Source organism: Cupriavidus pampae (assembly GCF_914271485.1).
GTDB classification, from domain to species: Bacteria; Pseudomonadota; Gammaproteobacteria; order Burkholderiales; family Burkholderiaceae; genus Cupriavidus; species Cupriavidus pampae.
Map to the genome: position 1 here is coordinate 84,085 of NZ_CAJZAG010000005.1, position 23,364 is coordinate 107,448.

The 23,364-nt window shown below is 63.5% G+C and carries 19 protein-coding genes; 8 read left to right on the forward strand and 11 right to left on the reverse strand.

Annotation, left to right across the window (positions count from 1 at the left end; translation table 11 throughout):
- Positions 1-5: 5 nt before the first annotated feature.
- The 8 genes from LDO41_RS13465 to LDO41_RS13500 all read right to left on the reverse strand — a co-directional run bounded on the left by LDO41_RS13465 (position 6) and on the right by LDO41_RS13500 (position 12,678).
- Positions 6-1,061 (reverse strand): trypsin-like peptidase domain-containing protein, encoded by a 1,056-nt coding sequence (locus LDO41_RS13465; protein ID WP_223988879.1) that lies wholly within the window; start codon positions 1,059-1,061, stop codon positions 6-8.
- The gene (locus tag LDO41_RS13470; protein WP_223988881.1) at positions 1,058-5,053 is read right to left on the reverse strand and encodes an ATP-binding protein; all 3,996 of its coding nucleotides are present in this window, start codon (positions 5,051-5,053) and stop codon (positions 1,058-1,060) included. Before LDO41_RS13470 ends, LDO41_RS13465 begins: the two co-directional genes overlap by 4 nt.
- Positions 5,053-6,129, reverse strand: coding sequence for an effector-associated domain EAD1-containing protein (locus tag LDO41_RS13475; protein ID WP_223988883.1), 1,077 nt, complete (start codon positions 6,127-6,129; stop codon positions 5,053-5,055). Before LDO41_RS13475 ends, LDO41_RS13470 begins: the two co-directional genes overlap by 1 nt.
- The gene (locus LDO41_RS13480) at positions 6,110-7,357 is read right to left on the reverse strand and encodes a DUF2235 domain-containing protein (protein ID WP_223988885.1); all 1,248 of its coding nucleotides are present in this window, start codon (positions 7,355-7,357) and stop codon (positions 6,110-6,112) included. Before LDO41_RS13480 ends, LDO41_RS13475 begins: the two co-directional genes overlap by 20 nt.
- Before the next feature lie 189 nt (positions 7,358-7,546).
- Positions 7,547-8,521 carry a Bug family tripartite tricarboxylate transporter substrate binding protein gene (locus LDO41_RS13485; RefSeq protein WP_223988888.1) on the reverse strand — a complete coding sequence of 325 codons (975 nt, stop codon included), beginning with the start codon at positions 8,519-8,521 and terminating at the stop codon, positions 7,547-7,549.
- 25 nt (positions 8,522-8,546) lie between these two features.
- Positions 8,547-10,232: a dihydroxy-acid dehydratase gene (gene ilvD, locus LDO41_RS13490; protein WP_223988890.1), complete on the reverse strand. Its 1,686-nt coding sequence runs from the start codon at positions 10,230-10,232 to the stop codon at positions 8,547-8,549.
- Complete coding sequence (locus tag LDO41_RS13495) at positions 10,229-11,563, reverse strand: FAD-dependent oxidoreductase (protein ID WP_290370885.1); 1,335 nt, start codon at positions 11,561-11,563, stop codon at positions 10,229-10,231. Before LDO41_RS13495 ends, ilvD begins: the two co-directional genes overlap by 4 nt.
- Before the next feature lie 107 nt (positions 11,564-11,670).
- Complete coding sequence (locus tag LDO41_RS13500; protein WP_223988891.1) at positions 11,671-12,678, reverse strand: LacI family DNA-binding transcriptional regulator; 1,008 nt, start codon at positions 12,676-12,678, stop codon at positions 11,671-11,673.
- Between the two features lie 130 nt (positions 12,679-12,808).
- Here LDO41_RS13500 and LDO41_RS13505 point away from each other — a divergent pair, with 130 nt between their 5' ends.
- Positions 12,809-14,194 carry a GntT/GntP/DsdX family permease gene (locus tag LDO41_RS13505; RefSeq protein WP_223988893.1) on the forward strand — a complete coding sequence of 462 codons (1,386 nt, stop codon included), beginning with the start codon at positions 12,809-12,811 and terminating at the stop codon, positions 14,192-14,194.
- Positions 14,195-14,251: 57 nt separating this feature from the next.
- Here the strand turns inward: LDO41_RS13505 and LDO41_RS13510 are convergent, their stop codons facing one another.
- Positions 14,252-15,097: a FadR/GntR family transcriptional regulator gene (locus LDO41_RS13510; protein WP_223988895.1), complete on the reverse strand. Its 846-nt coding sequence runs from the start codon at positions 15,095-15,097 to the stop codon at positions 14,252-14,254.
- Between the two features lie 162 nt (positions 15,098-15,259).
- Here LDO41_RS13510 and LDO41_RS13515 point away from each other — a divergent pair, with 162 nt between their 5' ends.
- Genes LDO41_RS13515 through LDO41_RS13540 form a run of 6 tightly spaced genes read left to right on the forward strand, consistent with a single transcriptional unit; the run spans position 15,260 to position 21,966 of the window.
- On the forward strand, positions 15,260-16,243 hold the full coding sequence (locus LDO41_RS13515) for a 2-hydroxyacid dehydrogenase (RefSeq protein WP_223988897.1): 984 nt from the start codon (positions 15,260-15,262) through the stop codon (positions 16,241-16,243).
- A 46-nt stretch (positions 16,244-16,289) separates the two neighbouring features.
- Entirely contained in the window at positions 16,290-17,750 is a 1,461-nt protein-coding gene (locus LDO41_RS13520; RefSeq protein WP_223988899.1) for an NAD-dependent succinate-semialdehyde dehydrogenase, read from the forward strand.
- Positions 17,747-18,649 carry an NAD(P)-dependent oxidoreductase gene (locus LDO41_RS13525; RefSeq protein WP_223989610.1) on the forward strand — a complete coding sequence of 301 codons (903 nt, stop codon included), beginning with the start codon at positions 17,747-17,749 and terminating at the stop codon, positions 18,647-18,649. Before LDO41_RS13520 ends, LDO41_RS13525 begins: the two co-directional genes overlap by 4 nt.
- 16 nt (positions 18,650-18,665) lie before the next feature.
- A complete protein-coding gene (locus LDO41_RS13530; RefSeq protein ID WP_223988901.1) occupies positions 18,666-19,742 on the forward strand; it encodes a tartrate dehydrogenase in 1,077 nt (358 codons plus the stop codon).
- Positions 19,743-19,778: 36 nt separating this feature from the next.
- Positions 19,779-20,927, forward strand: a complete 1,149-nt coding sequence (locus LDO41_RS13535; protein ID WP_223988903.1) for a mandelate racemase/muconate lactonizing enzyme family protein — start codon at positions 19,779-19,781, stop codon at positions 20,925-20,927.
- 40 nt (positions 20,928-20,967) lie between these two features.
- Complete coding sequence (locus LDO41_RS13540) at positions 20,968-21,966, forward strand: tripartite tricarboxylate transporter substrate binding protein (RefSeq protein WP_223988905.1); 999 nt, start codon at positions 20,968-20,970, stop codon at positions 21,964-21,966.
- A 9-nt stretch (positions 21,967-21,975) separates the two neighbouring features.
- Here LDO41_RS13540 and LDO41_RS13545 read toward each other — a convergent pair whose 3' ends face one another.
- Complete coding sequence (locus LDO41_RS13545; RefSeq protein WP_223988907.1) at positions 21,976-22,269, reverse strand: YciI family protein; 294 nt, start codon at positions 22,267-22,269, stop codon at positions 21,976-21,978.
- A gap of 254 nt (positions 22,270-22,523) precedes the next feature.
- Between LDO41_RS13545 and LDO41_RS13550 the strand changes: the two genes are divergently transcribed.
- A complete protein-coding gene (locus tag LDO41_RS13550; protein WP_223988909.1) occupies positions 22,524-22,820 on the forward strand; it encodes a hypothetical protein in 297 nt (98 codons plus the stop codon).
- Here the strand turns inward: LDO41_RS13550 and LDO41_RS13555 are convergent.
- Positions 22,813-23,286 (reverse strand): helix-turn-helix domain-containing protein, encoded by a 474-nt coding sequence (locus LDO41_RS13555; protein WP_223988911.1) that lies wholly within the window; start codon positions 23,284-23,286, stop codon positions 22,813-22,815. The two genes, LDO41_RS13550 and LDO41_RS13555, sit on opposite strands and share 8 nt — an antisense overlap.
- Positions 23,287-23,364 lie beyond the last annotated feature (78 nt).

A 23,364-nucleotide genomic window follows, 5' to 3' on the forward strand; every position in this document is an offset into this window, starting at 1 on the left:
GAAAGCTAGGTTTGCAAAATCCCTGCTCTGATCGCGTCGATCCGCACGCCTTCGTTCTTCTTCAGCGGATCCGCACCCGCGAGCTTCTGCGGCACGCCACCCGCGCGATGAATCCCCACCAGCTGGCCTTGCTCGTTGAACACCGGCGCGCCGGATGACCCACCGCGCGTGTCGGTCAGGTATTGCAGCCGCCGATCGGCAACCGCCGTGATGCGATTGCGCACGAATGCCAGCCGCTTCGGCTGCCCATCGGGATGCTGCAGGATGAAGGCACGTTGCATGGCCGTGGCGGTAGCCGTATCCGTCGCCAGATCCAAGGCACGGATCTCCGGCGGCGGCGCGGCAATGCTGATGACGGCCCAGTCGTCCGCCGCATCGCTGCGGATCGACGCAACATCGCCATTCAACGCGTGGGACGCCACCATCTGCCCCGCGCCGTCGCGTTCAAAGCCGAACTCGATCACAGCCCCCGAGCAAACCTGCTTTTGCGGGAACAGCACGTGGTGATTGGTCAGCACGCGATTGCCCGTAAGCAGCGTGCCGGTGCCCTTCCACATCGAACCGTCATGCGCGGTCACCGTCAGGCAACAAACCGTCGTCCGCCACGCCATCACTCGCTGCACGGCTTCGATCAGCGCGGGAATATCGCCGACCGATTCGCTAAGGTCGTCGCCGAACAGCAGCGCTTCGTCCTTGGACACATCGCCCGCGAAGTCGGGCGCATTCTGGTCACCGGGCCGGGCGTCCAGCGCAGGCCGCCTGTCGTCGAGCAATGCCCGGATAAATGCCGACAACGGCGGCGCCACGCGCTCCGTGTCAACGATGTACGTCAGCAATTGCTGCAACGCCCCTTCGCTGCTGGCGAGGTCCAGCACCTGAATCCAGATGGCATTGGGCGCCTTGTCCCAATTGATATTGAGCCAGTTGGGCGCATCGGCCTTGCGCACGAGATTGCGCACCTCGAGCGACTCGAAGAATGTATTGACCAGCCGCTTGTGCAGTTCGCGCGCAACCGGATCCGACCATGGGTAACCGAATGGCGATGAGAACAGATTGCTCATCTGGCACTCTCCGTAATGAAGCGGCGCCTCAGGACGCTCTCGATTGGCAGATCCGACGAGAGGTGCAGCAAGCCGGCCTGCCATGCGACCTCGGAACCCGGGCCCAGCAGTCTGACCAGATAGTCGTCGAGGCCACCGGTTCTGGCATTCTCATCGAGCCATGCCGCCAGCCCCTGGTTGCTTTCGATATCCGCGGGCAACTCGCCGATGGTCCCCAGGAACATCAGCGCCAATGGTCGCACCAGCGGTTGCCAGCCGAGCGTCGGGTGTGGCGCCAGTGGCAGTCGGCCGAGCAGGAAGCGCGTGACGCCAGCGGCAAGCTCCGGCGAGTACGCGACGAAGGCCCCCGCGAGCTCGCGGGCTTCCGGCAGCGGCCTTTCAGAGAGTGCCGTCGCGGCAAGCCGGCGACCATATCGCTCGATCCACGGCTGCAATTCCACGCAACGTTTGGCGGCATCGATCACGCGTATCGCTGCCTGAGTCGCCTGGTTACTGACGGCACCGCGTCCCTCACCACGTCCAATATCGCGCCCCCACGGCAACCGCGCCGCAGGCGGCTCGACCACCCGGAAATAGTCGCGCTTCACCAGGCCAACCGCCAACGGCTCCACGCGCATGCACTCCAGCAGATCCATCTCCGCTTCGGCGTCCACGGCAAGTCGCAGGCGCGTGGCAACGATGGCATCGACATCATGATTCGGGAGTTCGGACGTCGCCGCGACGTCAGTCACCAGCGCATGCAGTGTCTCCGCCGCGGCCATGGGATCGGAGACCAACAGGCACGCGGCGCGCAGCAATGCGCTGTCGATCCGCAACGCCAATGGCTGATCGTCGCCCCGGAACAGGTCCAGTAGCGCCAGCGCACGCGCGAGATCGCCCGCCGAGCGCGCCAGATAGGCGTCCAGCAACACATGCCGGGCATTGCCGGTGGCTTCCCACGCGCTGAGCCATGGCGCGTCCGGTTCGGCCTCGCCGGCCATCCGCACGCCGATCTCGGCGAGCAGCGGATCGCGCGCAAGCTCCCACATCGGCACGAACTTGGCGACGCGCAAAAACACCCACGAGAAGCGCACGCCCAACAACTGGCCCGTCTCCGGGTCGATGACGGCGGCGCCGTCATCCGGGCTGATCGCCAGCGCATCGTCCGTGCCCGCGCTGACCGTACGGCCAAAACTCAGCTCGGCCTGCCGCCCCATGTAAGTGCCCGGCATGATGCGCTTGACGTCGTATTCATCCTCAAACATCGCGGCCGCCAATGCCTGCTCCTGCTCCGCCCGCGACGGATGCCCCATCACCGCCACGGCCGTCCCTGCTTCCGGCTCGCGCGTCGCGAGAGACAGTGGAATCTGCCCATCCAGCGATGTCACCTCGACGATGGCGATATTCCAGAACGGGTGGATAAGCACCACGCGCGTCACGGGGTGCTGCGGCAAGCCTGGCCGCGGCGCTTCACCATGCATATCGAGCCACGGCGCCTTGTCCGGTACGACCTGTACCTCGCGGCCGATGCCCACCGCAAAATGGTCCACCACGGCGCGCGTGGTCACCAGCAGACCCCGTTTGCTGATCAAGGTGGCCGTGCCAATGACCTTGTCGTTCAAAACGATGCGACCCGTCGCGCGAATCGCATGTTGCAGTTGAGGTCGATTGGCGGAGAGCCGCTCCGCATAGGGCGATGCGCTATCGATATCGCCGTCGCGCGCGCGAATCACGGGACGTGCGTTGGCGATGACGGCCGCTTCCATCGTGGACGCATTGGCGGGCGCCTCGCTGCCGCTGCTCGGTACCGACAGTGTGGATAGTCCGGACGATGCGGCCAGCTCGTTCAGCCGGCGCGTGCGTCGCTCCTGACTCAACGTGCCCACTACCGTCGAGTGCCCGTGCAGCGCCGCGCGCGCTTCGTCGAGCTTGCCGTAGCTCGCCAGGCTCGCGCTGGTCTGATCGGCAACCACCCGCGTCGCGCGAACTTCCAGCCAGGTCTGCGCGCTGGCGGGCACTTCCTCCATTGTGTAGCCACCCAGCCGACGTGCGAGCTCGTCGCGCCACAACTGCTCGGCTTCGGCGAAGCGTCCCAGCCGCAGATTGTGATAGACGGCCTCGGCGGCGGCGAGGTCATCAGATGCCTGCTCCATCCAGTAAGCAGCGGCGAGCTCGTCGATCTCGCGCACACGCGTCGCGTTGTCGCTTTCCAGCAGAGGCAGCAGCGTATTGCGCAGATCGGCGCGAATGGAGAGCACCGCGGCGCCATCGAATAGCGTGAACTCGTCGCGCAGCCCCTCGAACAGCCACTGCCCTTCGGCCTGATCCACATCGGCGATCCGCCGCAGCAACTCCGGCGTCAGGCGTCGCGGCACCATGGCCCATTTGGCGTGCTGTCGCAGCGAGTCGTCACTCAAGCGGCTCAGGATGCGTCGGTACAGATAGCCGGTGATCAGATGATTGGGCAGAGCCTGCGCCAGTTCATTGGCCTCCTGCTCGTCCTTTCCCGCGAGCAGGGCACGCGCCAGCTTCATGTTCAACGGCACGCCATTGATCAGCGATACGACCCGTTCGGCGATGGCAGGCGCGATGCCCTCCTCGACGAGCCACTGCGTCACCGCTTCCGGCGGTAGCCCCGGCAGTTCCCACTCCTGCGCCGGGTCTCCCTCCAACTGCAGCAATGGCACTGGCGCGCGTGACCCGACGACTACCGCCAGATCGTCGAACCGCCGCGCCAGCGCATCCAGCGCGGGGTTGAGCTGGCTATAGCCATAGGTCTGCACCGCGGTCTCGAACGAATCGAGTACGAGCAGCAACGTGCCTGCCTCGTGTTGCCAGCTCAGTTGCTCATCGACGATGGCAGCGATACTGGCCTCGTCGGCGGATACATCGGGCCGGTCGAAGTCGAGCCATGCGACGCGCCTTTGATTCTCCGCGCATGACATGGCAAAGCAGGCCAGCAACGCCGACTTGCCGATACCACCGGGGCCGCGTATGACCATCGGCCGTCGATCGCGGTCATCGAGCCACTTGTGTAGATGCGCCAGTTCGTCATCGCGTCCGGCAAAACGCGAGCCAACGATCGCGGTCAGCGCCGAGGCCTGGCGGCGCCTGCCGATCTCGCGCGCCAGCGTGGCGTCATCGGGCAGCGGCAACGATCCTCCGTGACGAAACCAGCGTACCGCCGTGGCAAAGGGCAGCAGGATATCGTCGGCGATGGTGTCCATCGCGTAAGGTGGCCCCGCGAGAATGCGATCGACGGCTCGCTGCTCCACGGTGATGGCAGGCTCCGCGCCACGGGCCGCACGCAGTTCATCTATCGTTTTTCCGACAAAAGCGCGGCGGCGTGCGCGCGTGGGCAAATGATCGTCGGGCGTCCAGCGCAGTGCCTGCGCAAGCGTCGGGATTGCATCAGGTTGCTCGTCCACGTGCTGGGTGGGCGGTGTCGTGCGTACCAGCCTGTGCACGGCGGCGACTTCATCCCAACACGGCGCTTCCTCGAGCTGCCGCAGCACACGCGCCAACGAGACCAACCCGCCTACACCGTATGCGTTCGTGGAAGCATGCAGGCCGACCAGCCCCCATTCGTCGTCGAACAGCGGCGCGCCCATCGCGCCGGGCGCAGTCGGCACGTCGTGCTGGGTATCGCCCAGCGCCCGCCCAAACGCCACCTGGACTTCATCGGCGGGATTGATCCATAGCAGCAGCAGATTGCCCGCGATCCGGCCCAGCGACAGATCGGGCAGCGCGCCCTGGCCACGCGCCGTGCGAAACAGCGTAACGCCCTCCTCGCCCGTCCACGCCACCTCCACCACCTCTCCCGCGATCAACACCGGCGCGGCGCGCACGTCAAGCTCGCCGCGCAGCGACACCACCAGTTCCGATGTGATCCGCACCCCGTTGAAGATGGCGGATGGCATCTGCACGCGCACCACTACATCGAGCATCGACCGTCCCAACGCGAAGAAGCGCTGGGCATCCACCGAACTCATCGCCAGTACAGGACGTTCCATCAGAGCCCCCGGTACCAGGCATTCAACTCATTGTTCAGGGACTCGAGGAAGGGCCGCTCGGGCGTGGTCCGGTCCTGCGCCTGCGCGCAGATCTTCCTGGCGGTCTCTTCGTCCCAGCCCGCATCGAACGCCTTACCCTTCGCCTTCATGCATTGCGTGAGAAACGCGCGGACGTGCGTGTCGTCGAGCATTTCGGTCTGGTCGTTGCGGACCAGCGCGCCCGGCACCTTGGCAGGCAGGTTGTCCGCGGGATAGCCGAGCAGCACAAGCCGGAAACGCTGCTGGAATCCCTTGTCCCGCAACCGCACCGCTAGCACCTCCGCGAGCTGTTGCACCAGCTTGCGATCCGGGCCCTTGTCGAGATCGTCGAACAGAGCCCATAGCCGTCGATCATGGTCGTCGAGGGCCACCTTGACCTCAGTCCAGAAATCGATGAACAGCGCGGTCTCGGTCGACAGTGCGTCGGCATCGATGCGCGGCACGGTGCCCGGCACGCCGGCTTCGCGCCAGATCGACAGCAGCGTCGACTGCAGCGGCAGGTCTTCGTGCAACAGCACGATGCGTTCGCTCTGGCGATCACGATCTTCGGCCAGCAGGAACTGCGTTTCGGTGCGACCGGAGTCCGCGTTGCCCCGTACCACGAGAATCGCCGCGTTGGAGTCCCAGTTGGCAAGCTCGGGCATCAGCCCGCGCAGCATGGCGCGGCCAAGGAATGGGCGATCGCCGCTAAGCAGCACGCGCATCGGCACGCCGGGTGCGCCGATGGCCTGATACTGCCGCACCCTGTCGATCGCCGCGCGCAGATCCGCATGCTTGGGCGGCGGGTCCAATGACTGGTCCGCCGCCGTCAGCAACGCATCCAATGCATGATTCCCGGCGGCGAAGTCGAGGATCTCCGCCCAGAACGACGTGGCCGGTCGATCCCAGTTGATATTCACCGGGTCGAGACCCGCGCGGTTCAGAACGTTTCTGGTTGCGGCAGCATCGAAGAACTTGTGCCGCAACTGGTTCTCTAGCTCGCCGGCTTCCGGCAAGTCCCGTCGGTACAGGTGGTGATCAAGAATCGGATGTGACACGATCGTCGATCCTTTCGGTCCCATCGCCTGGCGGTATGTCGCCCGGTGGGTCGCTCGGTATGTCACTCGGTACGTCACACACCTCAAGCAGATGGGGGATATCGCCCGGCAACGGCAGATCGTCGGCAATGCAGTAAGGCACCTCGAGCCCGCGCAGGTTGGCCGGACGGTAGTCCGGCAGACCCTTGAGCCGCGTCTGCACCGAACGATGCAGGCACACATTGGGCGGCACCACTCGCGGTCGTGGCGCGCCAAATGGCGGCATGGCGCCGATCGCCCATTCCCTGTGCTGATCGATACCATTCCATATGCGACGTGGTACCCATTCCGCTACCTTCCACGCGGACGTCATCGAATCGTGCATCGGCGCGGTGGCGGACAGTTCGTCCGCAGGTAGCGGCGCGAATGCTTCCGGCACGCGCTCCCACGAGAGACGCAGCCCCGCATGCGCGGCCTCGCCGAGCATCCAGCGCAGCGCGATCAGGGCGAGGTCCGCATCATTTGCAGCATAGCCGCCGCCGATGTCCGAGTGCACGCCCGGGAACCACACTTCCTTGACGTCGGGACCCGGCTTGTTACCCCATAGATGCTGGCGAAAGAAGCAGCGCCGCTCGTCGATCGATACGGCATGCCTGACGGACTGCACGATGGGATTGTTGGTGGTGTAGGGAATGACGACTGGATCGTAGATCCAGCCCACGGACTTGACGGTGTCGAAGAGTCCGAGAAAGCGGATCGGCACGCGCCGCCCGAACGTGTCGCGGAACGCGTGCATCAACGAAAAGTCCGGTCCTTCGCTTTCCGTGTGCTGCGTCTCGCGTGTCACCAGCAGCGACCACGCATGATCGAACAGATGCGCTTCATGCCGTGCCAGCAATCCCGCCGCGGCCACCAGCGCGGCTAGCGCGCGAACCGCATACGCCCCTCGCGAGAAACCGAATAAAAAGATTTCGTCGCCGTCCTGATAATTTTCGACGAGAAACCGATAGGCATTGCCGACGTTCTGCTTCAGTCCCCATCCGAATGCAAGACCGGCCACGCGGGCCGGCACCTTCTGCCATTCGAACAGCGTCTCCTTCAGCCCGAACGTCCCGACGCCCTGGTCGTAGTACGGCAATACGTCGCTGCATGCATTTGGCAGCAGCCGGCGAATCCGGACGATATTGGTCGGTCGATTGCTGAACCGATTGTTCGTCCCGTCGATACAGAGTACCAATTGACGTGCCATCGCGATCCCCAGAATCGAGGCACCCGGAGCGTCACAGGAACCCAGCGGAAAGCATAGTGCACGGCAGCATACGCCGGACTCATCCGAAAGTCGGAGACCGATTCAAAAGCATGCAGATCAGATGGAAATAGTCTGCAATCCCGGATCGCGTTGCCAGCGGAAGCCAATGCGATCCGGGTCGGACGATGCTCAGTCCGCGACCACGTTAGCCGCCTTCGCGACCGCACCCCACTTGTCCGTTTCGCTCTTGATGTAACTGGCAAACTCGTCCGATTTGGTCGCTACCACTTCCGCACCCAGCGTCGACAGCTTGCTGGTGACCTCGGGCATTGCCAGCACTTTGATCAACGCCGCGTTCAGCTGCTTGACGATCTCGGGCGGCGTTCCGGCCGGCGCGACCAGCCCGCCCCATGACGACGCATCAAACCCCTTCAGCACGGACTCGTCGATCGTGGGCGTATTTGGAAACGCCGGCACGCGCTTCTTGCTGGCCACCGCGATCAGCTTGAGCTTGCCGCCGGTCACATACGGACGCGCGGCCACTGCCGTGGTGAACATCATCGACACTTGGCCGGCCATGACATCGGTCATCGCCGGACCATCGCCCTTGTAGGGCACGTGCATCATGTCCAGCTTCAGTCCGGACTTGAACATCTCGCCGACCAGATGATTCGACGAGCCATTGCCCGCGGATGCGAACGTGTATTTGCCCGGGTTCGCCTTCACCTCGGCCACCAGCGCCTTGATATCGTTCGCCTGCACCTTGGGGCCGGCCACCAGCACGATGGGCACGGTAGTGGTCTGACCGATCGGCGCGAAGCTCGTGTTGACGTTGTAGCTGAGGCGCGGATAAATCGTCTGGCTGATTGCATTCGGACCGACGTTGGCCATCAGCAGCGTGTAGCCGTCGGCAGGCGACTTGGCGACGAGTTCCGCCGCGATGTTGCCATTGGCACCGGGCCGGTTCTCCACCACAAAGGTGCCACCGGTGACGTCCTTCAGCTTCTCGCTCAACACGCGCGCCGTCGTATCGGACGCGCCGCCCGGGGGATATGGCACCACGATGCGCACCGGCTTGTCCGGATAGGCGGCCGCCGCCACGCCCGAGACCAGCACCGTTGCGCCGATCAGCAGTCGCCAGGAAGTTTGAATGATTGTTTTCATGGGGTTGTCTCCTCCAGTTATAGGTTTACCGAGGTTGGATGGGAATCAGCACCGCGCCTCGGGCGAGCGGCTTGACCGTCTTGCTATAGATGTTGAGCCAGCCCTGCTCCGTGGCGCCCACAATCGGCGTCGCTTCGGCGCGGCGCGTGGCCATCTCGCTTTCTGCAATCAGCAGGTTGATCTGCCGGCCCGGAATATCGATCTCGATCTCATCGCCATCTTTCACGAGCGCGAGCGGACCACCGGCGGCGGCCTCGGGGCATACCTGCCCCACCGCAACACCGCGATTCAGGCCCGAGAGCTGGCCATCGGTCACGACCGCCACCTTGCCGTTAAAGCCGGCGCCTTCCACCGCCGCCACGAACGACGATGCGAGCGCCACACCCGGGCCACCGATCGGGCCCATCCCGCGCAGACACGCCACGGTCCCCTCCGTGATCCGGCCATCGGCCAATGCCGCAATCGCCTCTTCCTGCGAATGGAAAACCATCGCCTTGCCGCGGAAGTTTTCCGCCTTCTCGCCCGCATTGCCAAGTTTGAGAATGCTGCCCTCTGGTGCCAGCGATCCCCTGAGGATGACGAGCGATGGCTTGGTCGAAATCGGATCGTCGAGCGTGCGGATGATGGACGGCGACGGCGCATCATACGCATCCAGAATTGTCTGCCAGGTTTTTCCGGACACCGTCATGCAGCCCTGCTCGATCATCGGTGCCAGCCGTTTGATGGTGGCCAGCGTACCGCCTGCTGCCTCGAGTTCCTCGGTGCGATGCGGACCATTGGGCTTGACCGTCGCCAGCAGCGGCACCTCGCGCCCCAGGCGATCGAACAGATCGTAAAGATCGACATCCGTGCCGGCCTCTTCCGCCACGCCTTGCAGGTGACGCAATACATTGATCGAAGTCGACAGCGCCAGCGCGACGCGAACCGCGTTGCGGAACGCCGCAGGGGTCAAAATGCTGCGTGGGTTCAGCCCCTCATTGACCATCTCGACGATGCGCGCACCGGCGGCGCGTGCCTGCTCGACCATCTCCGGCGAATTGGCCAGCACCGGGCTGGCGCCGGGCAGCGTCAAACCCAGCGCTTCGCACACGATATGCATCGAGTTCGCGGTGCCGAGACCGGCGCAAACGCCCGGACTGCGCACCGCGCGCTTGCACATGCCGTCGAGGTCTTCTAACGACAGCTGGCCGGTCACGTGCATCCCCACCTTCTCGAACACATCTTCGATATCGACGTGCTCGCCCTTGTACTGACCACTGGCCTGATAGCCGCAGATCACGACGAGCGTCGGGATATCCAGTCGCGCCGCCGCCATCATCTGTCCCGGCGTGGTCTTGTCGCACGACGCCAGGCAAACCATGCCATCGAGCTGCGCACCTTCGACCTGCACTTCGATGTCGTTCACGATCAGATCGCGCGACGGCAGGATGTAGCGGCCCTGCTTGCCCGCACTGGTGATGAAGTCGCTGGGTGCCGCGGTACGGACCTCGAAGGGCACGCCGCCCGCCGCACGGATCGCCGCCTTGACGTGCGCCGAGACACCATCGAGATGACTGAAGCAGCTCGACAGTTCCGACGAAGTGTTGACCACCGCGATCTTCGGCTTGTCGAGATCCGCATCGCTCAGGCCCAGCGCCTGCCATTGCGCCTTGCGCAGTGCCCAGCGCGTGGTGCCCGGCGTGAAATTGCTACGGTATTTGGGGGAAGTCATTGCAGGGCTCCAAGGAATGCGCCGTTGTCTTCCAGCTTCAGCTGGATATCCGCGGCAGGAATTTGATGAACGCTGGTCTTGCGCGCGACCGCGGCGGCGGCGGTGTGGCCAGCCGCCTCGCCCATGGCGAAGCACTGCGCGGTCACGCGGATGGAGGCTTGCGCGCCGTGCGTCGCCGATGCACAGCGGCCCGCGACCATCAGGTTGTCGAAGTCTTCCAGCAGCAGCGAACGCAGCGGAATCTGGAAATACGTGCCAGGCGGCAGCCAGATCCACTTGGTGGCCCGGCCCGCGGCGTGGTCTTCCATCGGCCATGCGCAGCACGCGATGGCATCGTCGAAGCGCGCGCCCTCCAACACATCGCGATCGGTCAGCACGTAGCTGCCCACCGTACGTCGGCTTTCACGGATGCCGATAACCGCGCCGGTATCCATTACGAATGCGGACGCGAAACCCGGTACGTAGTTGCGGAACGCCTTCAGGTACGTGCATACCTGTTCGCGCCCGGCGATCTCCGCGCGTGACATCACGCTGAGGTCGAAGGGATTCGGCGACTTGCCATCCACCGCCACCTTTGTGATGTTCAGATGCGCAAGGCCGGGACGCTCCGCAAACACGCCACCGGCGGTACGCGGCAGTTCATAGCCATCGGCCACGGCCTGCTCCAGCCGTTCGCGCAGCGCGGGGCGGCTCAGGCTTGCGAGCGCGTCGGTGTCGACGCCTCCGAACCGCACCATAGTCGTCGGAAACTGCAGATCGCCCTCGGAGATCTCGCACGGCGCGCCCGCAAAATTCACGAGATCGGCGTCGCCCGAGCAGTCGATAAACGCCTTGGCGCGGATGGCCAGGCGCCCTTCCTTGGTTTCGATCAGCACCGCATCCACGGCGCGATCGTTCATTGACACGCCAACCACCATCGCGTGAAACAGCACCTCGACCTTGGCTTCCTGAATCAGCTGGTCGAGGGCCACCTTCATGGCGAACAGGTCGTATGGTAGCGACGCGGTCTCAAGCCAGCGGGTCGGCTCGCCCAAACCGTCAAGCTCGCGCAGTCGCTGGATAACCTCGTCGCAGAAGCCGCTGACGATCTGCGTGACCTTGGTCTCGGTCACCGCATACAGGCCGCAGATGCTGCCGAGGCTGACCGAGGTCAGCGTGCCGCCGAGAAAACCCTCGCGCTCGAGCAGCAAGACCTTGGCGCCCGCGCGCGCTGCTGCAACCGCGGCCGCCACGCCAGCGGCGCCTCCGCCCACCACGCAGACGTCGGCGGCGCGGAACACGGACGTGGACCGAGCCGGCTCGGGGATCACGCCCAGTGAATACGTAGTCATTTTGTCTCCACAAAAATGCGTGACACCAGACTAGACTGGCATTTTCACGCTCATCCACCAAAAATGGTTACGTAGTCATTGTATAGAAAAAAACGACGCTGCCAACCTCAGGACGTTGTGCGGCGCAGCACCAGATCGTTCGGCAGCACGAACGTGTGGGGCGCGAGCCCCGGCGTCGCCATGCGCCGCTCCAGGCGATCGACCACCTGCTCGACCATTGCCGGCAGCGGCTGTTGCACAGTGCTCAGGCCGATGCAATCCCATCGCGACATCGGGATGTCGTCATAGCCGACGATCCAGAGATTGCCAGGGACCTGCTTGCCCATTCGCTTCGCCGCATCGAGGACGCCGATCGCCACGATATCGTTGGTGCAGAACACGGCATCGAGCTCCGGGCGCTCGGCGAGCAGCGTCTGCATCGCGCGCATGCCGTATTCGTAGCCGAAGTCGGTGGCATCGGCACGCACGAACGCGCTGCTGCGCGACAGATCGCCCAGCCCTTCGACAAAGCCGCGTTCGCGCTCGCGAATCGTGCTCGCCTTGGAACCGCGGCTCGAGGTAGCGGAGATCAAACCAATACAGGCCCGGCCCGCGGACAGGAAATACTCGGCCACGCGACGACCGCCGGCGTAGTTGTCGCTGACGATGGTGTCGAAGAGGTCCGTACCGACAGAGCGGTTGATCAGGATGATGGGTTTTTCCGCGGCGACGCGGCTCAGCATTTCGCGGGACTCGTCCAAGGCCGCGGCAAAGATCACCCCATCCGTTGCGCTTTCCGCGAGCGCGCGCACGGTGGCCTCATCCATCGTGCCGTCCACCTCCCAGACCGTGGTGCGAAAACCCCGGCTGGCGAGCCGCTCCACCAGCAGTTGCAGCAACAACGGATACAACGGGTTCGACAGGCTGGCCACTACCACCGCGACGGTGCCGCTACGACGCGTCTTCATCTGCCGCGCGGCCGCGCTTGGCGAGTATTCCTGATCCTGAATCACCTTGAGGACGCGTGCTTTCGTCTCGGGCTTGACCGACGGCAGATCCTGCAGCACGCGGGACACCGTGGTCTGGGACACCCCCGCCAGGCGGGCGATATCGATGCTGGTCAGCCTCTTGCTCATGAATGCGTGCGTTGCGTCGCGATGTGAATGGCGGTTGTGATTCTAATGGAACGGTCGCATTACACCCAATCTGGCGCAATGCCATAAACTTCGAGTCCGTCTGTCACCCCCGCCCGAGCAAGAATTACTCATGACCCCTCTCGATATACAGCTGCTGCTGACCGCCTTGTTCAGCGTGCTGGTACTGGTCGCGCTGATCGTGTCGCGCATCAAGATGCATCCCCTTCTGGCCTTGCTGGTCGTGTCCGTTGGGGTGGGCTTTGCCACCGGGATGGAGCCGGGCAATATCGTCAAACACCTGATCGACGGCGCGGGCAAGACCTTGGGCGCGGTGGGCGTCGTCATCGCGCTGGGCGCCATGCTGGGCAAAATCCTGGCCGATGCGGGCATCACGGAGCAGATCGCCGAGGCCATTCTGCGACGCGCCTCGGATCGGATGATCCCGTGGGCCATGACGCTGGTGTCCTTCGTGGTGGGCATTCCCATGTTCTTCGAAGTGGGTCTGGTGGTCATGCTGCCGCTGATCTTCAGCGTGGCGCGCAAGCTGGAGAGTCACGGTCGTTTCAAGGGCTCGACCTACGTGTACGTCGGCGTTCCCGTGATCTCCGCGCTGGCCGCCATGCATGGCATGGTGCCGCCCCATCCCGGCCCGCTCACGGCGATCGCCACGCTCAAGACTGCGGTGGGTCCCACCATGTTGTATGGCTTTCTGGCGGCCATTCCGGCCATGATTCTGGGCGGCCCGCTCTACGGCGCCTTTATTTCACCGCGCATGAGCACCAAACCCGATCAGGCGCTACTGGACCAGTTCACGCTCACCGAGAAGGCCAACGCAGGCCCACGCCCCGGGGTCGGGCTCGGCGTGCTGGCGGCCTTGCTGCCCGCGATCCTGATGCTGGTTCACGCCATCGCCGAAATGCTGCTGCCGAAGGGCTCGCCGGCACTGCATGTGGCCAGCTTCCTCGGCAATCCGCTTATCGCCATGCTGCTGGGCGTGTTGTTCGCGATTGTGGCGCTGGTCCTCGCACGTGGCGGCGATGCAGAGAAGCTGCGCGACGCACTGGGCGCGAGTCTCAAGCCGATTGCATCGATCATCATGATCATCGCGGGCGGCGGCGCCTTCCAGCAAATGCTGACCAGTGCCAAGGTCGGCGATGCCATCGTGCATCTGACCCAGCAGCTGGCCTTTCCGCCGCTGATTCTGGGCTGGCTGATCGCCATGCTGCTGTCAGTCTCCACTGGCTCGGCCACCGTGGGCATTGTTGGTGCCGCCGGGCTGCTCGCGCCGCTGGCGGGTGCCGATCCCACACTGAATCTGCCGTTGCTGGCCCTGTCCATTGGCTGCGGTTCGCTGTTCTTCAACTATGCGAACCACGCGGGCTTCTGGATGGTCAAGGAGTCGTTCGGCATGACCATGGGCGAAGCCACCAAGACCATCTCGGTGGTGCAATCGATCGTGGCCGTGGTGGGCTTGATCATGGTGTTGATCTTCAATGCGACCTTCTCCGTACCATGAGCCATCCCATGAGCGGTGCAATGAGCGATGCAATATGAAAGCGCTCATGCCCGCCGTTTAACGTTCGTCCGCTGACCCCGCCGCTCTCCGCAACACGGTAGCCAGATCCGCGCCCGCAAGGCGTTGCGCCGCGGTCCGGCTATCGCCGGTCCAGAAATCGCGCTCCGCCGCGGAGATGCGTTCCTCGGTATTGCGCATGTGAAGGAACGCCGCCTCCCTGGCGCGCGGGGCGTCCTGTGCCTCGATGGCGGCGCAAATCTCCGCGTGTTCCTTCCTCACCTGCGCGGTCAGGTCGCTGCGGCGGGATTCATTGCCGCGCGTCAGACGAATCGCATCCCGCAGCGATCGTGTGAGCATGCCCAACAGCTCCGTGTAATGCGGATTGCCTGTCGCCCGCGACACGGCGATATGGAACGCGAGATCTTCCTCCACACCATCGCCGCCCGCCTCCACCGCACGATCGATTGCGCGTAGGGCCTCCCGGATCTCCGCCAGCTCCTCCTCACTGCGCCGCACGGCAGCCAGTGCGGCCATCTCGGCTTCGATGCCGCGGCGTAGCTCGAGAATGCGGATCACGCCCAGCGCGGGGTTGGCGGGGTTCGCGGGGTTGCCACTAACGCGGCCCAGCCGAAACACTTCGGCACTTGTCGGGTCGAGGACAACCGTCCCGCTGCCCTGCCGGCTTTCCACCAGCCCTTCCGACTTCAGTCGCGAGATCGCTTCCCGAATCACGGTCCGACTCACGCCGAACTGCTCGGTCATGAATTTCTCCGTCGGTAATCGCGCGTTCACGGGATAGGTCCCCTTGCGGATCTGTCCGGATAAAAGCTCCGTGACCCGATCCGCGAGCGTGGGCTCGTTCCCGCCCTTGATGTCACGTACGTCCTGTAACCGCTGCTCCATCGGTGTTCCTTTGCTGTTCCTTTCGCGGTGCCGTACGGACCGCGCATGGACCGAATCATAGCATCGCGAACAAATTTGCTTGACACATTGATACGATGAATTTGTAATACAACTTACGTACGCAGATTGCTGGTAGGCAATAGACCACAGGAGACAGCGTCAATGAGGTCGGTAAGTCACACCACACAGTTGGAAATCGCATACGTCTGCAGGCGGATGCCACCCGACGTGGAAGCCGCGATGCAGGCGCGCTTCACCGTCAATCTGAACGAAAGCGACGCGCTGCTCAGTTCCACAGCCATCGCCGATCACGCCAGGGGCGCCACCGTCCTGTTCGTCACCGCCACGGAACGGATCGACGGTGAACTGCTCCGGCAGTTGTCACCGACCTTGAAAACCGTGGCCACCCTGTCAGTCGGACACGACCATATCGACCTTGCCACCGCACGCGAGCTTGGGATCGAAGTCCTGCACACGCCCGATGTCCTCAGCGATGCCTGCGCGGAAGTCGCGCTGATGCTGCTGCTCAATGCCGCCCGGCGCGGCTTCGAAGCGGATGTCATGGTGCGCAGCGCGCAGTGGCGCGGCTGGGCACCCACTCAGTTGCTAGGCAAGGGTCTCGTCGGCAAGCGACTCGGCATCTTCGGCATGGGCCGCATCGGCCGGGCGATCGCCACGCGTGCCCGCGCATTCGGCATGCAGATCCACTATCACAACCGCTCCGCCCTGACGCCCGATCTGGCGGAGGGCGCAACCTTTCATCCCTCGCTCGAGAACCTGTGCCAGCACAGCGACATGCTGATGGTGGCGGCGCCAGGCTCTCCTCAACTGAAGGGCGCACTCGACGCGGCGCACCTCCGCGCGCTGCCGCGCGGCGCTGTGGTCGTGAATATCTCTCGCGGCGATATCGTCAACGACGACGCGCTGATCGACGCGTTGAAGACCGGCCACGTCTTTGCGGCCGGGCTCGATGTCTTTGCCAACGAACCCGATATCGACCCGCGCTATCGCGAGCTCGACAACGTGTTTCTGAGCCCGCATATCGGCAGCGCCACCGAAGAAACCCGCAACGCAATGGGTTGGCTGCTGATCGACGGACTGGCGGCACTACGCCGCGGCGAGCGTCCGGCCAACCTGATTACCTGACACCCCTCCACGCTTTTCTCCCGACACAACCATCGGAGCCTCTTTCATGCAGATTCAGAATGCTTCCCTGTTCCGCCAGCAATGCCATGTGAATGGCCAATGGGTCGATGCCACAGATGGCGAAGTGGTCCCCGTCACCAATCCAGCCAACGGCAAGTCGATCGGCAGCGTGCCCCGCATGACCGCCGCCGATGTGGAGGCCGCCATTGCCGCTGCGGACAAAGCACTGCCCGCATGGCGCGCCACCAGCGCGCGTGACCGCAGCCGGCTGCTGCGGCGATGGTTCGACCTTTGCATGGCCAATCAGGAAGACCTCGCGACCATCCTCACGCTCGAGCAAGGCAAGCCGCTCAAGGAATCGCGCGGCGAGATCGCCTATGGGTCGGGCTTCCTCGAATGGTTCTCGGAAGAGGCGCGACGCGTCTATGGCGACATCATCCCGGCCCCTTCGTCGGATCGCCGCATCGTCGTGATCAAGCAACCCGTCGGCGTGGTGGCGGCCATCACGCCATGGAATTTTCCCAACGCGATGATCACCCGTAAGGCAGGCGCTGCGTTGGCCGCTGGCTGCACGATCGTCATCAAGCCCGCCTCGGCCACGCCGTTCTCGGCGCTGGCGCTCGCCGTGCTGGCGAAGGAAGCGGGCATTCCCGATGGCGTACTCAATGTGGTAACCGGCTCCGCATCCGTCGTGGGCGGCGTGCTCACGGCAAGCCGCGTCGTGCGCAAGCTGTCGTTCACGGGCTCCACGGAGGTTGGCAAGACCCTCCTCGAACAATGCGCGGGCACGGTGAAGAAGGTGTCGATGGAACTGGGCGGCAACGCGCCGTTCCTGATCTTCGACGATGCCGATCTGGATGCCGCGGTAGCGGGCGTGATGGCTTCCAAGTTCCGCAATGCCGGCCAGACCTGCGTCTGTGCCAACCGCATCTTCGTGCAGGACGGCATCTACGATGCCTTCGCGGAGAAACTCAGGGTCGCCGTGGAAGCGCAGGCCGTGGGCGACGGCATGGCGCCGGGTATCGATCTTGGTCCGCTGATCGACGACGCCGCTGTCGACAAGGTGCGCGAGCACATCGAGGACGCGGTGGCACTGGGCGCCCGCGTATTCACGGGCGGCCATGCCCACAAACTCGGCGGCCGCTTCTTCGAGCCGACGATTCTCACCGACGTGTCGCCGCAGGCCAAGCTGATGAACGAAGAGACGTTCGGCCCGGTGGCGCCGCTCATCCACTTCAAGACCGAGGCCGAAGGCGTGGCGATGGCGAATGACACGCCCTTTGGGCTGGCCGCGTACTTCTACACCACCGACTACGCACGCTCGTGGCGCGTGGCGGAAGCACTCGAGTGCGGCATCGTCGGGCTGAACGAAGGCCTGATCTCCACGGAGGTCGCACCCTTTGGCGGCGTCAAGGAGTCAGGCATTGGCCGCGAGGGATCCAAGTACGGCATCGAGGACTACATCGAGGTCAAGTACATCTGCGCGGGCGGTCTGGCCGCACGCTGAATAACGGAGACAGAAATATGAAAACAATAGGCATGATCGGCATTGGCATGATGGGCCATGGCATCGCATCGAACGTCGCGAAGCATGGCTATCCACTGGTCGTTCTCGCGCACCCGGGCAATCAGCCGGTCGACAACTTGCTCAACGCGGGCGCCAGTCAGGTGTCAACGATTTCTGCCCTGGCGCAGCAGGCCGACATCATCATCCTGTGCGTGACTGGAACGCCCGAGGTGGAGGACGTGCTCTTCAGCAAGGATGGCTTGCTGAGCGCGCTGCGACCCGGCACGGTGGTGATCGACTGCTCCACGGCGATTCCATCGTCGACCGAACGTATCGCGGCGGCAGTCCATGGCGCCGGCGGTAAGTTCCTGGATGCACCTATGACGCGCACGCCGAAGGAAGCGGCCGAGGGGCGGCTGAACCTGATCGTTGGCGGCGATGCTGCGCTCTACCGTGAGTGCCTGCCATTGCTGCAGAGCTTTGCCGAGAACATTACGTTCGCCGGTCCGGTCGGTGCCGGGCATCGACTCAAGCTGCTGCATAACTTCGTATCGCTGGGTTTCTCCGCGGTGCTCGCCGAAGCGGCTGCATGTGCCGCGCGCGCGGACGTCAATCCCGAGGTCCTCGTTGACGTATTGGCAAAGGGCGGCGGCGCGGGCGTGATCCTCGAACGTCTGCGTCCATTTATCGAGCGCGGCGACAGTTCGGGGTTCCGCTTCACCATTTCAAACGCGCTGAAGGACATGACGTACTACGACACGATGGCGAGCGAACTCGGCGCCAGCCACGCGACGGCGTCAGCGATTCGCGAGACCTACGCGGACGCATACGATCAACGCGCCACCGGCACCGTGCCCGAACTCGTTGCATTGCTGGCGCAGCCGGCCTCTACTCACTGACCGGCGGGACGCCAACATGATCACCAACCAGCAATACAAGATCGCCGTCATTCCCGGTGACGGTATCGGCAACGAAGTAGTACCGGAAGGCATCCGCGTATTGAAAGCCGTCAGCGCGAAGTTCGGCTTTCAGCTGGAGTTCACGAGCTACGATTGGAGCTGCGCGCGCTATCACGCGCAGGGCAGCATGATGCCGCCCGATGGCATCGAACGTCTGCGGGACTCCGATGCGATCTTCCTCGGCGCGGTCGGCTTTCCGGGCGTGCCCGACCACGTGTCACTGTGGAATCTGCTGATCCCGATTCGCCGCGAGTTCGATCAGTACGTGAATCTTCGCCCCGTCCGGCTGCTGCCGGGCGTGCCCTGCCCGCTTGCCAACAAGAAGCCCGGCGATATCGATTTCTGGATCGTGCGCGAGAACACCGAGGGCGAGTACTCGCAGGTGGGCGGGCGCATGTTCGCGGGCACCGAGCATGAGTTCGTCACGCAGGAGGCGATCTTCACGCGCCGCGGAACGGATCGCATCATGCGCTATGCGTTCGAGCTCGCCCGCAAGCTCGGCCGCAATCATGTGACATCTGCGACCAAATCCAACGGCATCTTCCATTCGATGCCGTTCTGGGACGAGCGCTTCGCGGCCATCGCCGCCGAGTATCCCGAGGCACGTACCGACCAGTACCACATCGACATCCTCGCCGCGCGCTTCGCGATGTCGCCCGAGCGCTTCGATGTGGTGGTGGGCTCCAATCTGTTCGGCGACATCCTCTCCGACCTCGGGCCCGGCGTCACCGGCACCATCGCGGTGGCGCCTGGCGCCAATATCAATCCGGAGCGGAAGTATCCATCGATGTTCGAGCCCGTGCATGGCTCCGCGCCAGACATCGCCGGAAAAGGCATCGCCAACCCCATCGGCCAGATCTGGTCGGCGGCAATGATGCTTGATCACCTCGGACAACCCGAGGCCGCCGCGGCCATCATGCGCGCGATCGAAGCCGTGCTCGTCCACTCCGATCGTGTCCTCACGCCGGATCTCGGCGGCAAGGCCACTACCCAGGACATGGGCGCCGAGATTGCCAAAGCGGTATCCGCATAACGAAGGCGTTCAGAACGCCAGTAAGGAGACAACCCAATGAAGATCACCCGCATTACCGCCATTCCGCTGTCCTTTCGCCTGCCGGAAGGCAAGACCGTCACCATGGGCGTGGGCAGCACGCTCAAGCGCGACGCGATCATTATTCGCGTAGAGACGTCGGAAGGCATCGTCGGCTATGGCGAATCGCATCCCGGACGCAGCCCCGGTGCCATCGTCAGCCTGATCCACAACACGCTGCAGCCGCTACTGGTCGGCATGGATGCCACGGATGTGGTCGGCACTTGGCAACGTGTGCATCGCATGCAGTTCTCGAGCCATGGATTGGGCGCGGGCGCGGCGCTCGCGCATTCGGGTATCGACATGGCGCTCTGGGATATCCGCGGCAAGGCGGCCAACATGCCGCTCTACAAGCTGCTCGGCGGATCCCGTCGGCGGATTCCCGCGTATGCGGGTGGCATCGCCCTCGGCTATCAGCCGGCAGCATCGCTGGCCGAAGAAGCGCAGTCGTATATCGAGCAAGGCTACAAGGCCGTGAAGTTACGGATCGGCGATACGGTCAAGGCTGACATCGAACGCGTGCGCCACGTCCGCCGTGTGGTCGGCGACGACATCGACATCCTGACGGATGCCAATACGGCCTATACGATTGCCGATGCCCGCCGCGTGCTACCCGTGCTGGCCGAGATTCAGGCCGGCTGGCTGGAGGAGCCGTTTGCCTGCAACGACTTTGCATCGTATCGCGAGGCCGCGCGTATTACGCCGATCGTGCCGATCGCTGCGGGCGAAAACCATTTCATGCGCTTCGAGTTCGCGCAGTTGCTGGAGGCAGGCGCCGTGCAGGTCTGGCAGCCCGATCTCTCGAAAACCGGTGGCATTACGGAAGGCATGCGTATCGCGGCCATGGCGTCGGCGTTCCGCATTCCGATCCATGCGCATAGCTCTGCTACGGGGCTCAACCATGCGGCGACCCTGCACTTCCTGGCGGCGACCGAGAACGCGGGCTACTTCGAAGCGTGCGTGTCGCACTTCAATCCGTTCCGCGACATGTTCGGCAAGACCTTCGAGATCGGTCGCGATGGCTGCGTGGTGCCGCCGGAAGCGCCGGGCCTTGGCGTCGAGGTGGACGAGGACCTGTTCAAGCAGTATCCGCTGATCGACGGCCCGGGGTACGTCGTGAAGTTCTGAACGCCCACCAATATAAAAACGATGGTGAAGGAGACAAAACATGCCTGACCGCAGAACCGCATGCAAATGGATGCTGTCGTCGCTGGCCGGCGCGGCGAGCACGACAGTATGGAGCGGCGCCTTTGCCGCCGCAGCCGACAGCTATCCCGACAAGCCGATTCGTATCGTCGTGCCCTACACGCCCGGCGGCTTCAACGACACGCTCGCGCGCACCGTCGGCGAGAAACTGACCACCAAATGGAAGCAATCGGTGGTGGTCGACAACCGTCCCGGCGGCAATACGCTGATCGGCAACTCGATGGTGGCCAAGTCCGCGCCCGATGGCTACACGCTGCTGATCACCCCGCTGCCGTTCGCGGCGTTGCCCGCACTGTATGGCGCCAAGCTGCCCTACAACGCGACGAAGGACTTCACGCCGGTGGTGTGGGCCGCGAGCACGCAGAACGTGCTCGTCGCACGCAACGACCTCAACCTCGCGACCGTCAAGGACATCGTCGAATTCGCGAAGAAGCACCCGGGCAAGCTCAACTACGGCTCCACGGGTTCCGGCTCTTCCAACCATTTGTCGATGGAGCTGTTCGAGAAGATGACGGGGACGCAGTTGACGCATATCCCATACAAGGGAAGCGGACCAGCTGTCGTCGCGATGCTGGGTGGCGAGATCGACGTGCTGTTCGACAACCTGCCCAACGTGATCACGCAGATCCGTGCGGGCAAGTTCAAGCCGATCGCGGTAACGGGACAGCAACGATCGTCATTGCTACCGGACGTGCCAACCGTCGCGGAATCGGGCGTCCCCGGCTATGAGGTGAACGTATGGTTCGGCATCCAGGCCCCTGCGGGCACACCTAAGGAAATCGTCCAGCGCCTGAATCAGGAGATCACCAAATCGCTGTCCGAAGCCGACGTCGTCAAGCGCTTCCGCGAGCAAGGCGTGGAGGTGGTCGGCAGCTCGCCTGCGAAGTTCGCAACGCTGGTCGACAGCGAGATCGAGAAATGGGGGACGGTGGTGCGAGACGCCAACGTGCGGCTGGAGTAGCACGCGGGATTAAATCATCACGGGCTCGGGAAAGGCGCGATGCCAGGATAGAATCTCCACGCCCTCCCGTAGCCCTCCGCTCCAGAACGGATCCGATTGCAACAGTGCCTCTACCTCTGCCTTGTCGGCGGCTTCAACAATCCATAAGCCGCCGATTGCATCCGCCTCTGGTTGAGGTCGAAGCGAACCCGCCGCTAGCACCTTGCCCTGATGACACCGAAGCCATTGCAAATGGGCATCCATCAACGCCAAGCGTAGCGTCGTTTGTTCTGGCTTGTCAGTGAAGCGAACAGCGAAGAGCATCGAACAGTCTCCGTTGTTATTCTCTTCCGGCGCCAATTGAAGTCGCCATTGGCGGCCGGCGTGCGATGCACCAAAAATAACAGCGTGCCTTCCGGCGTCCATACCCGAACGGTGGGGGTAGTTGTATAGCTGCAACTTCCGACGATGCGTCCGGGGAGAACCTCGTGCCCGGAAATACCACCCCAATCATTGGAATTTATTCAATTTGCCGCTAAAACTGTGAGGGACCGGGCATCAAAAGTGGGTGAAAGATCATGCACACTGCAATACGAGCATATTCGGGCGCTGGCGCGAAGGAACTCTTCGATGTATTGGAAAGGCGCACTCCTGAGATCGAATCGATGATGCGCTCGGTCCAAGGCTTTGTTAGCTACACATTGGCCCGAAGCGAGGATGGTGAGTTTGGCTTCTCAGTTACCGTTTGCAATGACAAGACGGGGGTTGATGAAAGCAGCCAAAAGGCTAGAGATTGGATCGCACAGAACGCTGCAGGCACTAGCGCAAGTGCCCCAACGATCTCGGAGGGAATCGTCATCCTGCACGTTAAGTAACAACAGCACCCATTCCTAGCTCTTGTGACAGCTGCGCGAGCTCAGCCATCGCCTGCTCACTGGCCTGCTCGCGCGCTTCCTTGTACTGCATCAAGTCGGCGAATCTCACCCGGCGGTGCTTGCCAGTCCGATGGAACGCCAGCGCGCCATCTTCGAGCAATTTGATGAGATGGGGACGGGACACGTTGAGCAGGTCCGCCGCCTCTTGTGTAGTCAGTTCCGCATGGACAGGTACCACCTGTACGGCGTTACCGTCAGCCACTTCCGCAAGGATGTCGACGAGTAGTCGCAGCGCCAACGTGGGCAACTCCACGCGATGTACCTTCTTTTGGTCGTCGATGATCCGGATGTACTGCGTCTCGGATTGGGTCGCCAAGCAGGCGGCCAGCGTGCGCAGACCTTGCACGGCCGCCTTCACCTCGCCCTCTGTGGGCAAGGTCAACTTGGGTAGTGCAGTGGTGGGCATAGTCGGTCCTGAATCTGGTGAGTCGGTCACCATCATGTTCGAAACAAGCGACAATCGCAATATTCGAAAATGCGACCC

What these genes read in the sequence shown, in the direction of transcription:
- LDO41_RS13465 (WP_223988879.1), bottom strand. Translation starts at nt 1,061, where the DNA reads ATGAGCAATCTGTTCTCATCGCCATTCGGTTACCCATGGTCGGATCCG.
- LDO41_RS13470 (WP_223988881.1), bottom strand. Translation starts at nt 5,053, where the DNA reads ATGGAACGTCCTGTACTGGCGATGAGTTCGGTGGATGCCCAGCGCTTC.
- LDO41_RS13480 (WP_223988885.1), bottom strand. Translation starts at nt 7,357, where the DNA reads ATGGCACGTCAATTGGTACTCTGTATCGACGGGACGAACAATCGGTTC.
- LDO41_RS13485 (WP_223988888.1), bottom strand. Translation starts at nt 8,521, where the DNA reads ATGAAAACAATCATTCAAACTTCCTGGCGACTGCTGATCGGCGCAACG.
- ilvD (WP_223988890.1), bottom strand. Translation starts at nt 10,232, where the DNA reads ATGACTTCCCCCAAATACCGTAGCAATTTCACGCCGGGCACCACGCGC.
- LDO41_RS13495 (WP_290370885.1), bottom strand. Translation starts at nt 11,563, where the DNA reads ATGACTACGTATTCACTGGGCGTGATCCCCGAGCCGGCTCGGTCCACG.
- LDO41_RS13500 (WP_223988891.1), bottom strand. Translation starts at nt 12,678, where the DNA reads ATGAGCAAGAGGCTGACCAGCATCGATATCGCCCGCCTGGCGGGGGTG.
- LDO41_RS13505 (WP_223988893.1), top strand. Translation starts at nt 12,809, where the DNA reads ATGACCCCTCTCGATATACAGCTGCTGCTGACCGCCTTGTTCAGCGTG.
- LDO41_RS13510 (WP_223988895.1), bottom strand. Translation starts at nt 15,097, where the DNA reads ATGGAGCAGCGGTTACAGGACGTACGTGACATCAAGGGCGGGAACGAG.
- LDO41_RS13515 (WP_223988897.1), top strand. Translation starts at nt 15,260, where the DNA reads ATGAGGTCGGTAAGTCACACCACACAGTTGGAAATCGCATACGTCTGC.
- LDO41_RS13520 (WP_223988899.1), top strand. Translation starts at nt 16,290, where the DNA reads ATGCAGATTCAGAATGCTTCCCTGTTCCGCCAGCAATGCCATGTGAAT.
- LDO41_RS13530 (WP_223988901.1), top strand. Translation starts at nt 18,666, where the DNA reads ATGATCACCAACCAGCAATACAAGATCGCCGTCATTCCCGGTGACGGT.
- LDO41_RS13535 (WP_223988903.1), top strand. Translation starts at nt 19,779, where the DNA reads ATGAAGATCACCCGCATTACCGCCATTCCGCTGTCCTTTCGCCTGCCG.
- LDO41_RS13540 (WP_223988905.1), top strand. Translation starts at nt 20,968, where the DNA reads ATGCCTGACCGCAGAACCGCATGCAAATGGATGCTGTCGTCGCTGGCC.
- LDO41_RS13545 (WP_223988907.1), bottom strand. Translation starts at nt 22,269, where the DNA reads ATGCTCTTCGCTGTTCGCTTCACTGACAAGCCAGAACAAACGACGCTA.
- LDO41_RS13550 (WP_223988909.1), top strand. Translation starts at nt 22,524, where the DNA reads ATGCACACTGCAATACGAGCATATTCGGGCGCTGGCGCGAAGGAACTC.
- LDO41_RS13555 (WP_223988911.1), bottom strand. Translation starts at nt 23,286, where the DNA reads ATGCCCACCACTGCACTACCCAAGTTGACCTTGCCCACAGAGGGCGAG.